This window comes from Moorena sp. SIO3I8, assembly GCF_010692325.1.
GTDB lineage: Bacteria > Cyanobacteriota > Cyanobacteriia > Cyanobacteriales > Coleofasciculaceae > Moorena.
The window spans coordinates 1-12,596 of sequence record NZ_JAAHHW010000050.1; the positions used below are offsets into that span (position 1 = coordinate 1).

At 42.3% G+C, this 12,596-nt stretch carries 11 protein-coding genes and 3 pseudogenes; 6 read left to right on the top strand and 8 right to left on the bottom strand.

The features are described from left to right. Positions 1-38: 38 nt before the first annotated feature. From F6K51_RS19295 to F6K51_RS19305, 3 genes and pseudogenes are all read left to right on the top strand, one after another. Entirely contained in the window at positions 39-263 is a 225-nt protein-coding gene (locus tag F6K51_RS19295; protein WP_293023033.1) for a hypothetical protein, read from the top strand. A gap of 32 nt (positions 264-295) precedes the next feature. Beyond that, positions 296-1,027: a DNA/RNA nuclease SfsA gene (gene sfsA / locus F6K51_RS19300; RefSeq protein WP_293023037.1), complete on the top strand. Its 732-nt coding sequence runs from the start codon at positions 296-298 to the stop codon at positions 1,025-1,027. Positions 1,028-1,254: 227 nt separating this feature from the next. Next, positions 1,255-2,215: pseudogene (locus tag F6K51_RS19305) on the top strand (IS630 family transposase). Between the two features lie 96 nt (positions 2,216-2,311). Here the strand turns inward: F6K51_RS19305 and F6K51_RS19310 are convergent. Both F6K51_RS19310 and F6K51_RS19315 read right to left on the bottom strand, forming a co-directional pair. Beyond that, positions 2,312-3,487, bottom strand: a complete 1,176-nt coding sequence (locus F6K51_RS19310; protein WP_293023040.1) for a hypothetical protein — start codon at positions 3,485-3,487, stop codon at positions 2,312-2,314. Between the two features lie 194 nt (positions 3,488-3,681). After that, positions 3,682-4,125: a VOC family protein gene (locus F6K51_RS19315; RefSeq protein ID WP_293023043.1), complete on the bottom strand. Its 444-nt coding sequence runs from the start codon at positions 4,123-4,125 to the stop codon at positions 3,682-3,684. Positions 4,126-4,463: 338 nt separating this feature from the next. On the opposite strand from F6K51_RS19315, the gene F6K51_RS19320 reads away from it, so the two are divergent. Further along, positions 4,464-5,450, top strand: coding sequence for a methyltransferase (locus F6K51_RS19320; RefSeq protein ID WP_293023046.1), 987 nt, complete (start codon positions 4,464-4,466; stop codon positions 5,448-5,450). 285 nt (positions 5,451-5,735) lie between these two features. Here the strand turns inward: F6K51_RS19320 and F6K51_RS19325 are convergent. Further along, a pseudogene (locus tag F6K51_RS19325) lies at positions 5,736-6,587 on the bottom strand (uroporphyrinogen-III synthase); the annotation flags it as partial. Positions 6,588-6,695: 108 nt separating this feature from the next. Continuing rightward, entirely contained in the window at positions 6,696-7,043 is a 348-nt protein-coding gene (locus F6K51_RS19330) for a hypothetical protein (protein WP_293023049.1), read from the bottom strand. A gap of 15 nt (positions 7,044-7,058) precedes the next feature. Here F6K51_RS19330 and F6K51_RS19335 point away from each other — a divergent pair, with 15 nt between their 5' ends. Beyond that, positions 7,059-7,319, top strand: coding sequence for a pentapeptide repeat-containing protein (locus F6K51_RS19335; RefSeq protein ID WP_365939999.1), 261 nt, complete (start codon positions 7,059-7,061; stop codon positions 7,317-7,319). A gap of 4 nt (positions 7,320-7,323) precedes the next feature. Here F6K51_RS19335 and cobA read toward each other — a convergent pair. Continuing rightward, a pseudogene (gene cobA / locus F6K51_RS19340) lies at positions 7,324-8,034 on the bottom strand (uroporphyrinogen-III C-methyltransferase); the annotation flags it as partial. Between the two features lie 453 nt (positions 8,035-8,487). Continuing rightward, positions 8,488-8,979 carry a hypothetical protein gene (locus F6K51_RS19345; protein WP_293023053.1) on the bottom strand — a complete coding sequence of 164 codons (492 nt, stop codon included), beginning with the start codon at positions 8,977-8,979 and terminating at the stop codon, positions 8,488-8,490. A gap of 1,141 nt (positions 8,980-10,120) precedes the next feature. Between F6K51_RS19345 and F6K51_RS19350 the strand changes: the two genes are divergently transcribed. Beyond that, entirely contained in the window at positions 10,121-10,882 is a 762-nt protein-coding gene (locus F6K51_RS19350; protein ID WP_293023056.1) for a class I SAM-dependent methyltransferase, read from the top strand. Between the two features lie 108 nt (positions 10,883-10,990). On the opposite strand, the gene F6K51_RS19355 is transcribed toward F6K51_RS19350, so the two are convergent. Further along, complete coding sequence (locus F6K51_RS19355; RefSeq protein ID WP_365939993.1) at positions 10,991-11,128, bottom strand: hypothetical protein; 138 nt, start codon at positions 11,126-11,128, stop codon at positions 10,991-10,993. 545 nt (positions 11,129-11,673) lie between these two features. Further along, positions 11,674-12,195: a hypothetical protein gene (locus F6K51_RS19360; protein ID WP_293023061.1), complete on the bottom strand. Its 522-nt coding sequence runs from the start codon at positions 12,193-12,195 to the stop codon at positions 11,674-11,676. Between the last annotated feature and the right edge of the window lie 401 nt (positions 12,196-12,596).

Here is a 12,596-nt window from a genome sequence, read left to right on the forward strand (position 1 = left end):
GGGGAGATGGGGAGTGGGGGAGATGGGGAGATGGGGAGATGGGGAGATGGGGAGATGGGGAGATGGGGAGATGGGGAGATGGGGAGATGGGGAGATGGGGGAGTGTGGGAAGAAAAAACGCCATATTATATAGAGTTTCTCATAGTTATGAGGCAAATTCAATTTTCGCAACCCCGACTCCCGATTCCCGACTCCCGACTCCCGACTCCCGATTCCCGACTCCCGATTCCCGACTCCCGATTCCCGACTCCCGACTCCCTTAACCAATTAACCATTAAAAACTAACAAATATAACATGACTAATGACAATAACTTGATTTACTCCTACCCACCCCTAAAAGCTGGAACTTTACTCAAACGCTACAAACGCTTTCTTGCGGATATTGAACTGCCATCAGGGGAAATTATTACTGCTCACTGCGCCAATACTGGCCCAATGATCGGAGTTTCAACTATTGGCTCTCCTGTACAAGTGTCCCATAGTGATAACCCAAAGCGGAAGTTACCATACACTTGGGAAATGATTCAGGTCAAGGACAATGAACCCACTTGGGTAGGGGTTAATACGGCTTTACCTAATCGAGTGATTAAGTTAGCGTTGGAACAAAAACTGATTCCCGAATTAGCGGACAGCTACAGCGAAATTCGCCCTGAGGTGCGTTACGGAAAAGAACGGAAAAGCCGCGTGGATTTTTTACTGACTGGCTCAGAGCGCCCGATTTATTTAGAAGTGAAAAGTGCTACCTTAGCTGAAGAGAATCGTGCTTTATTCCCTGATACAGTTACTACTCGTGGACAAAAACATCTGCAAGAACTGATGGCAGTACTTCCCGAAGCACGAGCCGTGATGCTTTATTTTATTAATCGTGCTGATTGTTTGCACTTTTCCCCTGGTGATAAGTATGATCCAGACTATGGTAAACTCTTAAGAGAAGCAGTTAGCAATGGTTTGGAAGTGTTGCCTTGTCGCTTTGAAATTACCCCGTCAGGAGTTCGCTATTTGGGGTTAGCAACCTTTGAGTGTTGATGGTGTTAGTAGGTTATAGCAGTTCTCAATTATTATTTATTGGTAATGGGTAGTTTACAATTATCAATTCCCCATTACCATAACCCAAAAATCCACAGACTCTTTGATAAGTGATTAACTGGATTTGATCTAATCTTTAATCAAATTAAACCTTAGGAAACTATGCCAGTATAGCGGTTTTTAAGCTAGTAAGGTACAATAATGATGATACATTCTAATAAAAAACCATGAAACCCTACTCCGTTGATCTTAGACAAAAAATTATTGATGTTTATACTCAAGGTAATATCTCTCAACGTCAGCTTGCTAAACAGTTCAATGTTGCCTTAAGCTTTGTTCAAAAATTACTCAAACAGTATCGGGACACTGGAAATATTGCCCCGAAAATTCGCACTCAACAAACTCCGACAAAACTTAAGCCAAAACAATTAACGATTCTCAAAAATCTGGTGACCATGACTAATGACGCTACTTTAGAAGAACTGCGGAACATGAAGCGCGAAAGAAACCGGAGTTTTCATTGGTATTTCCACAGTATATAGAATGCTAAAGCGTCTAAAAATAACCAGAAAAAAAAACACTGTACGCCACAAAAAAAGGCACAGATGAGGTACAAAAACAACGTTTACATTTCTGGGAAAAGGTTAGGGATATTAACGAAAAAGACCTGATTTTCCGTATTGGAATCCGGAGTGAATTTAGCAATGGTTCGTCTCTTTGCTCGCTCTGAACAGGGTCAACGTGCTTATGGTCAGCGCCCTTATAGGAAAGGTCAAAATCTTTCACTCATTAGTGCCATAAGTTGTGAATCTATCCTCGCCAGCACCTGTTTGTTGGGAAAAACTGATGCCATCACTTTTGAAGCTTTTATTTCTAAAAAATTAGTCCCTAAACTTTGGAGTGGAGCTTGTGTAATCATGGACAATTATTCAATTCATAAAGGAGATGAAACTAGAGATTTAATTGAAGCAACGGGTGCTAAATTAATCTATCTTCCCACTTACTCCCCTGAATTTAACCCGATTGAACATTGTTGGTCAAATATCAAAAGTATTTTACGTAAAATTGGTGCAAAAAAGAACTTATCTTGATTTAGTAGAAGCTATTGAATTTGCTTTTAATCAAATCTCCCTTAAGGATATTCGTAATTGGTTTGCTCATTGTTGTTATTGTACCTCATTAGACTAAAAACCGCTATAGCAAATTCAAAGGTTTTGAAGTGAATGCCTTGTTGGTTCTTCCGATCCTGTTATCCTAAATAGGATCGGAAGAGCGACTTGATCTTTAGGGCAATAATGTTACTGCCTCTCGGTCTGCATACCGTAGCATGGCTTCATAAGGAGTTAATCCTGAAGATGCTGATAATGCTTTAATTTCAGTGACTAAAAACTTAACCACATCCCTGACGACTAGGTGAGCTAGAGGTTTATCGAAAGGAACACCTGCATTGCTTTGCCGCCAGAACCACTCTACCCGAGAGGTTAACGCTCCTCCCAATGTCAAAACTTGACCAGGTAAGGCGAAAACGCCATGTTGCTGAACTCGCTGCATTAGTTCAGCACCTGCTTCACCTCCAGGAATTGCCATATTATGAGCCAGGAGTAAGGTTGTACCCCTGGGCATTGTCTCCCAAAAAGAGTTTTCCAATTCCTGTCCAACGGTAGTAGCAACAATTAATCCTCCTCGCTCCAAACAATCTGTAGTGAAGGCTTTTTGCTTGGAGGGAAGCTTTAATAAGTTATCTGGAGGGACAATTCCACTATTAGGATCATCATACACCAGATCACAAACAGCTACATTTTGGTATGTCTCTCGCAAAAAGTACTTCAAAACGTCAGAACCCATGGCTCCCACTGCCCCAATTAAGGTAACTCGGTCTTCTTTCTGTTGTTGGAAACCAAGGGTTTCAATCGCTGAAATAATACCTGTTGCTGAGTAGGAAGATTTACCACCACATCCTCCCTGATCACAATTAATGCCGAGAGAATGAGGAGTAAATCGGTTCAAAGTATCCGCCAAACCAGCAAACCGACCAAAATCCGGAGTCAACTTGATCTTGCCTTGTTTTTGATTGAGGGATTCGCCAATGTGTTGAAAAATTGGTGAAATGGTAGAATCCCAATCTGGATGTTCTGGATTAACAAGGATGTCAGCAGTATCTTGGTGCTTGGGTCTGATTACGCAGCGAGCACCACCAACTTTGCTGTCCAAGAAACCTCCAGGAAGTCGATCGCTATAGTGGTTTAAAACACCTTTGCTTAATGCTGCATTGATCAGTTGATTTTTCAGGGCACTTTCAGACCACATCAATCGCTCGCAGATTTGCTTAGCTTCTGACTCCTGAGTATCAGGAGTTACCATTCGCGTTCCCCCATAAGAGTAGTTTACGGTTGGATTATTATCATTTGCGATAAAGATTTCAGCCAAATCATGATCTAACTTTTCGATTGTATTCGCCATTATTTGTTGATTGCTCCTTTTAAAGTTCAAACCCAACGATATAAGTCCAAAAAAGACTCAGTAACCCCTCACTATCCAACTAGTTTATAGTAAAAAAAAATCTGGATAGGGTGTTACAGGCATAAACAAGCCTTAAATATACTCTAAGACGGGTTGGCTATCTTCTCCATAACAACTGCTTCAAAGTCTTGTATTTATGTAAAAGGCTTGAACATTTGCTCGGGGTTCTTAAAAGCCTTAAATTCCAGAACATTTCCACAAGGATCGTGAAAATAAATCGTTCCTTGTTCTCCATTTTTGCCGACAAAACGTACTCGCGGACCAATTGTAAATTCGATGCCTTTTTCCTTTAAACGTTCAACTAAGCTTTCCCATTCTTCCCATTCTAAAATTATGCCAAAATGACGAACAGGGATGTTTAAAGGAGTTTGATCTCGATCAACGTGGTTGCTAGGTATATCTCGCGTTGCCTCCTGGGGTTGTAAATAGGCTGAAACGGAATTACCATAGAGGTTAAAATCAACCCATAAATCTGTACTACGTCCTTCTTTACAGCCAATCACACCACAATAAAATTGGCGTGTTTCTTCGAGATCGGCAACAGGAAAAGCTAAATGAAAAGGTTTAGATCCGGTCATACAGAACTGAGTATTAGATTTAGACTGTGATTTTATTTTATTAATTAAATCACTTATATCATTAAACAGCTTTTTTTTTATTTCCTCATTATCTTAACGAAAACTTTATTTTTTTTACTTTTCTTAATTATTCAGGTTGTGGGGTTGACAAAAGGGTAAAAATGAGCATAGTAATCCCTGAAGGCGTGACATGAGCCCCCTCAGATACCTGATCAACTAATGTCTATAGTGGAAGATTGTCTGCCGTTTTATGAGAAATTCTATCAAGAGGTATAATTTTGCCTGCCAAGTTAACTAGCTCTGACAATAACGTGCATGTAGATTTAGGAGAAGTATAAATGAAGGACAGCATCGACAATATATGTTTTAGCTTCTGGAACTCTGCGGTTCTCAGAGCGGCCATAAAACTTGGAATATTTCCTTTACTGGAACAACCTATTTCTGCCCGAGAAGTCTCCGATCACCTCAAAGCTAATCCTGGTTTTGTCGAAGCTTTTCTTGAATCCTGTGCTGGATTAGGTCTGCTGGAAAAAGAAGAGGGTAATTTTAAAAACTCTCAAGTCGCTTCTAAATTTTTAATACCAGACAAGCCAGAGTATCAAGGTGATTACATCGTCCATATTACCAATTTCTGGTACACTTGGGGCAATCTAGACCAGCTGATCCGTGAAGGTAGACCAGATTTTCCCTTTGAGAATGGTTTTGTTGATGCTGCTACCTATTGGACAAGCTATATCAAAGGTCGGCATAACCTAGCTATGGCAGGACAAGGAGCAGTGCTGGCTGAATATACTAACCTGAACAATAGGCGTAAAATGCTGGATTTAGGGGGAGGCTCTGGAAGCTACAGCATTGCTCTTTGTAATGCTAATCCTAATTTAACAGCTGTAGTTGTCGATCTCAAAGAACCTTTAGAAATCGCCCTCAGCCTCTTGAAGCAATACAATCTCGAAGAGCGAATTACCCTATGGTCGGCGGATTTTCATACCACTGAGTTTGATCAGGACTATGATGTCGTTCTGCTTTCTGCAGTCTTGCGTCATATATCTCCGGAGCAATGTCTGAGGCTATTGTCCAAAGCTTACGATGCTCTATTGCCAGGTGGATTGCTGATCGTGCAGGAGTTTATAAATCCAGAAGATAATCCTAAGCAGTCATTGCGCAGTACAATGATGGAACTGTACTTAATGATTGGCTTTCATTCCGAATCGGGCAATCGCTCTAAAGAAGAAATTGCCCTATGGCTCGAAAAGACAGGATTTAAAAATATTAAGGTTATTCCTTTGCCTACACAAACAACTCTCATCCTTGGGGAAAAGCCATAATATAAAGTCTGCTTGAATACCCATAATTAAGGAGAGGGTGGGACCCACCCCTAACCCCTCCCAGGAGGGGAATGTGGGGAGATGGGGAGATAGGGAGCGGTGCGACCCGTGGCGAATTTAATTCGCCTACGGAAAGCGCACCGAGGGAGATTTTTATTATTAAGGGTAATTATTCTGAGATGATATAAAACTCCTATTTCTGGCAAATAAGGCTGTTTAGTAGGGATTGAAACAGGCAAGATGCCTGTTCCACGCCTGATGCCTGTTCCACCAATCAGATGCACCCTATGTCTTTCCCCCTCTCTCAGTCTCCCATGCTACAATCGCCTCAGTTAAACCTTCTAAAGTATATTCAACTGCTTCTACATCTACTCTGCCTAACAATTGGCGACAGCTTTCGGATGTTTGGGGACCAATGGAAGCGATACAGACATTTTCTAAAAGGTAATCAAGAGTTTTTAAGGGTGCAGATTGTTCGCGGTCGGCATTAGAGTAGGGTTGGTTAGTGTCCGTTGAAGCGTTAAAGGATTGGTTGAGAAGTTTGTAAAAATTATTCACGGTTTTAGAACTAGCAAACGTAACAATATCTATTGCTCTCTGTTGCCAAGCATCTAAAATAGCAGGAGCCATGTAATCTGGACAACCAGACTCATAGGCAGCAACTTCTACCACTTGAGCACCTTTTTCCGTTAGTTCTTTTACTAACACCTCTCGCCCACCGGTTTCGACTCGGGGGAAAAGCACTTGTTTGTTAGTTAAAGACTCTGGAAAATGTTCCACCAAAGAATCAGCTACAAAGTTTGGTGGGATAAAGTCGGGTTGTAAATTGTGTTGTTTCAGACTGGCAGCAGTTTTCTTACCCACCACAGCAATCTTAATCCCGACTAAAGCACGGGCATCTTTACCATTATTCAATAATCGTTTAAAAAAGTAATCCACCCCATTGCTAGAGGTGAGAATCAACCAATCGAAGTTAGCGAGATTAGCGATCGCATAATCTAATCCAGCCCAACTAGAAGGAGGAGTAATCACCAAGGTGGGCATTTCGATAATAGTCGCTCCTTCTTGTTCCAGGAGCTGGTTAAATTTTTGGGATTGACTAGCGGAACGGGTAACTAAGACAGTTTTTCCAGTAAGCACTTTGGTAGTTTTGGTTGAAGGTTTAAGGTTTGTGGGAGTTGAAGGTTTGTGGGAGTTGAAGGTTTGTGGGAGTTGTTCGCCTTTGGCGTTCGGTGAAGGGTAGGTTTAAGGTTTGTTGGAGTTGTTCGCCTTTGGCGTTCGGTGAAGGGTAGGTTTAAGGTTGGTGGGAGTTGAAGGTTTGTGGGAGTTGAAGGTTTGTGGGAGTTGAAGGTTGGTGGGAGTTGAAGGTTTAAGGTTTGTGGGAGTTGTTCGCCTTTGGCGTTCGGTGAAGGGTAGGTTTAAGGTTTGTGGGAGTTGAAGGTTGGTGGGAGTTGTTCGCCTTTGGCGTTCGGTGAAGGGTAGGTTTAAGGTTGGTGGGAGTTGAAGGTTTGTTTCGGTTGTTCGCCTTTGGCGTTCGGTGAAGGGTAGGTTTAAGCTGGTCTTGATAACCTTGGCCTTTCGGCCAAGCTTCAACTGGCTAACCTTCAACTGGCTAACCTTCAACTGGCTAACCTTCAACTGGCTAACCTTCAACTGGCTAACCTTCAACTGGCTAACCTTCAACTGGCTAACCTTCAACTGGCTAACCTTCAACTGGCTAACCTTCAACTGGCCAACCTTCAACTGGCCAACCTTCAACTGGCTAACCTTCAACTGGCCAACCTTCAACTTGCTAACCTTCAACTTGCTAACCTTCAACTTGCTAACCTTCAACTTGCTAACCTTCAACTTGATCAGCTAATCCCATAGATGCCCTTAACCCCACTACTTCACCAACTACAATTACCACAGGTGAGAGGGAGATACCAAGGGTTTGGTTTACAATAGTGCTTAAAGTACCCAGCCAAACCTGTTGCTGGGGGCGTCCACCATTCCGAATCAGAGCAATGGGGGTCTGATGCGATCGCCCATTGCGTTGTAGCTGCTGGACAATTTCCCCCAGATGACGTCCTCCCATTAAAATCGCCAGGGTGTCGATTCTTGCTAGTGCTTCCCAATCTAGTTGCTCTGGCTGATGAGCAGTGACAACAGCAAAGCATTTGCTCAAAAGGGAGTCTGTTAAAGGAATTCCCGCTAGTAAGGGAGCTGCTAGGGCTGAGGAAATGCCTGGTATCACTTCAAACTGACACTCAGCAGCAATCAATGCCTGAATTTCTGAGCTAGAGCGCCCGAAAATAAACGGGTCACCACTTTTTAGCCTGACGACTTGCTTGCCTTGTCGGCATTGGTCTACTAGCAGTTGGTTAATCCTAGCTTGGGGTGTAGAAGGGCGTCCACCCCGTTTCCCTACATCGAAGAGTTGACAATCACAGGGCACCAGTTGCAATAAAAGGGAATCTACCAAAGCATCATAGACCAACACTTCAGCTTCAGTCAGTAGTTGTTGCCCCCTTACGGTTAAGTAGTTAACATCTCCTGGACCAGCACCTACGATGTAAATTTTTCCCTTTTTGTGATTAGTCATTATATAGCGGTTTGCAATTGCTGTTAGGTACAAAGTTCTGGGTTTTTAGGGAGCAGGGAGCAGGGAGCAGGGAGCAGAGAAGAGGTAATAGGGAATAGCGATGCGCTGCATCAAGAGGTGCGACCCGTGGCGAATTTAATTCTTAATGCGGAAAGCGCACCTAACAGGGAATCAATGTCAAAGAATAGTGTAGCTCATAACTGCGATAAACGCTAAGCGCGTTTGTATTTGAGATGTAAATCTAGGAATTTTTTTTATTGTCCAATAAAACTCCGGATCTCTTTGCGAGCCTGGGAGCAGGGCTGTTTCTTGCGTCGCACCTAAAAACTCTTAAAATCATTCCATTATTAAACAACGCCAAAATTTTTGTTGAGCGGTGGCACAGTACATTAAAACGAAGCACCATGTCTCTCGCCCATCCGCTCCACTGAAGTGTTAGCTTGCTTCTGAAAGTTATTCAAGCCAGCGAAAAGCACGGCGTAACTCAGCAGCACCGTTATTCTCATACCAACCACCGTGAGATAGGATAACTTTTTCAGGGTTCCACTGAAGCATTCGCTTTAAGCAGCTACGGGACTGCTCCTTTTGTCTCCAAAATGTCATTCGCAAATCCAATGCAGTTTTTCCATCAGGATCGACAATGCCAACTAACTTAAGCAGCCGACCAAACTGCTTACTAACTTTATTGAGTTCAAAGTTTTCAATGAGATCGGTAAGAATGACAGTAGAACTCTTCCGGTGAAAAAATACAACTTCATCCATGAATCGACTACCCCGGAAGATTAATTGGTCTAAATCTGTGACCCACTGAGGCGGCGGTTCATTTTCCAAATCGGCATTAAAACTAACTTCAATTTTCTGTTGTGCTGCGCGATCGCGGACACCTGGGGATGCCCATGCTATGGCCTCTGGATAAGCAAAGCGCCCAGGTGCCAATGTGAGCATAGTGAATTTTGTTGGGTGAAATGAGGTGGCGCACTGAGCCAAGAGAGTCAATTTGAGCTTTGAGTTCTCGAGTCAATTCTGTTGGTGAATGGCACCATAGCTCACTGTTGCTCAACCGCACAATAGTCATACGTGTTGGAAAAGGAATCTTTGCCCCATACATTGACATCTGTACAATTGGGCCATCCTTCACCAATCTGTTTAAGGATATTGATCGGTTCATATAGCTTGATCGCATCGTGTCTCATAGCTACTCACAGAGGTAAAGTAAGGTGAATTACACAGATGATGTGGGGGTTTTGAGAGTAAAACTGGCAGGAATCGCACTCTGGAATTTTCATGACCTTGGAGGAAACGGATAGTTCTGCTCAAGTAGGATGCACCGTATCAAGCACGGTAGCATCTTCTCAGCCTCACCTGGTTCGCGAGGATACTTCTCGCTCTCTTGGACTACGTGGGCGCTGGCGACCGTTGCACCACCGGTAGTACCTACACGAAGCTCAACCTTGTAGATCAGGTATCCCGTCCAACTTCGATGGAAAAACAGCGTGGGTTCGTCGAAGTAGATAAACCACTTATCTTCCATTTCGCGCGGAATGAGACCCAAACGTATCCGATTCACCTCCGCTGGCGTAAACTCGTCTTCGTATGTTATCGGCACAAATTCCCCCTTCGAAGGACTGGTCTTCCAACTGTCTCTAGTTGCTGCTTTCATGACGATCTTAAGCCTAACTATTTATTATACGGAAACTTTCCATCTATCACACCAAACAATCCAGCTAAATCAAGGGTTACAGATACTTTAATTATAACATCAATAACTTTTCCGGATACAGACTATATCAATTAGCATCTTCTGGGGCTGTATCGTTTTACCCTTACCATCTTAAGCCTCTCTTTTTCTTGCGCTTACCCTGGCTTAACAGCCCTGCCCGTGAAGAGGGATCCGCTGGTGCATCTCATTTTTGTACAAACATCATTCATTAAGTTTTGGGATTTTGCTTGCTTGAGGTTATCTTCACAACAAGTTAGCCAGGCTGATACTGATGTGCTGAATTTGAAAAAGATAGACTGTATTCAAACTGCGATTAAGAATATGATATCCTAATAGTTGGCTAAATTAAATTAGAGGCAAAGGACTTTGGTTACAGAATTTAAAGACTACTTCTCAAAGCAAGCAAATGATTATAGAAACTATAGACCTCATTATCCAAAATATTTGTTTGAGTATTTAGCTGCACTTGTACCTGATCGTCAAGCAGCGTGGGATTGTGCCACTGGTAATGGTCAAGTAGCCTTGGGCTTAACCCCTCATTTTCAAAAAATTTATGCTACAGATGCCAGCGAAAAGCAAATTAGTCATGCATTTCATCATGATAAAATTAACTATTCTGTGGCAGTGGCCGAAAAAGTCGGGCTAGGGAATCAATCTATAGATTTAATAACTGTTGCCCAAGCTGTTCATTGGTTTAATCTAGAAAAGTTTTATCAGGAAGTGCAGCGAGTTTCTAAACCTGGAGGAATTATTGCTCTCTGGGGCTACTGGTATTTTGAATTACCTCCAGAAGAAAATCACATAGACCAAATGTCTAGGAATTTTTTCACCACAGTGGTTGACCAGTATTGGCCAGAAGAAACAAAACTACTGCTTCAAAATTATCAAACCATTCCTTTTCCTTTTGCTGAGTTAAAAACACCTATTTTAACAATTGAAACCCAATGGAACATGGAAGAATTTCTGGGATATTTGACTACTTGGTCTGCTATTCAAAAGCTTATCGCTGTTCAATCCCAGGAACCAATCTTGGAATTCTCCAACCGTCTAGTCGAGGCTTGGGGCGATCCCGAGAGGAAAATTATATTGCAATGGCCATTACATATGAGAGTTGGTCGGATAGAGTGAACTACCCTTGGGGTTAGGGGGGCAAAACCATACTCAGAATCAGCAACGCCAAGCCAGTTACTGATCTGACTCCCCATCCCCCCACCCTTCCCACCCTTGCAACACTCCCTATTCCTCTTGCTCCATCGGCAGACTTATATCTAAAATAATTAGAAACTTAGCATCAGGCAGCAGCTGTTTCAGGGTCTGGGAATAACCTTTGGCATCACAATAGTAGCGGAACCGAGCGAAAACGACTGGTGGCATCGGTGGTAATAGCCGAATCAGGACCCATGGGTATAGGCTTAGATGATGCGACATAATATGAAGTTATCTCCTTTACTTTAAGGGGTAGCCAGAGCCAGCCTTCGCCCTAGCAAGTACGTCAGGCTGGCTCTTCCCGTGGATTTGATTGTCCACGGTTTTATTGTAACATAAAAATTTGCATATTATAGCATATTTTTAAAAATTTTGTAAAAAAATATTGAGAGAGTCGGGAGAAGTACAGTCTTATATAGCAGTCGCCAGGGCAGGCGCGGACATGACAAAAGTCTCAAACCTAAGTAAGCGCAAGAGTTTGACTTCTGACTTCTGACTTCTGACTTCTGACTTCTGCTATAGCGCTACGCGCAATGGCATTGGCAAGAGGCAAGAGGCAAAAGTTTACGTGCATTAGCGTTTGAGCTTGTATCAATGTCAAACACTTTAATGGGTAGTGCTATACCGAAAATATTCAATTCCCGATAAGACCTATTAACAGAAATAAGATGACTTTTCTTTATCTTTTATAACTGATATAAAATCAAAGGTCATCACCTGGACTCCTTAGGGGAGTTGAATAACCATACAAGTATACGACCTTGGATCAAGCTGGCGATGGGAATAATTAAAATTATGAGTTTTACTGCCATCTCACCAGTTATATTGTAGTCGTAGGCATAAGGAGAATTGTAGTTCCTAAGATCGTTCATAAAATCATGAGCACCAATCTCAATTATCCAACTAGAGAATGCAGTCCAAACTAAGCTGTTAAGAACAATCCACCAACCTGCCCGAGTCGTATGCTTAGAAAGAGCTACCGATTGGAACCAAGATATCACTACGCAACCAATTAGGGTCGTAAGGATAGATGCTGTCCAGGTCATGGGTAATCGGATAGTTGGATTTTGTACAAATATAGATTGATATCTTAGATACCAAGAATAGAAAAAAGCCATGGTTGGTATGGCAACGTAGGCTCCTAACACAGTCCGCACAACCCATGACCAAGCGTCGGAAATGTAACGTCGCAGAACAACCCATTGTGCGATCGCTGGCCAAAACGGTATAAGCATGAACAAATACACATAAAAATTATTTTCAGTTAGCGATAACCATAACGCAACAGTAATTATCAGACCCGTGGTTGTTGGTATCGTCCACTCGATTAGAAATCTCAGACTAAGTGCTCGTTTTAGCATTGAATTCTAAATTATCTATTCCTAACTTTAGGGTGATGTCTTTGGCAAATTTAAAATCAGGCTGATTTCCCAAATCGATATAATCATACTACGATTGCGGTTCACAAATATCTAAGGAACAGGAATTTTTAACAAGGAATTTCTCCCCATCACAAAACTCCTTCTAGGAATGTGCTGATCAAGAAGGGTTATTGTTGTGGCTTCATCGTAATCATTCATTTGTAATCCATACTTGACATAGCAAATCCCATTCAGGACTTTCGAGCCGGTTATGA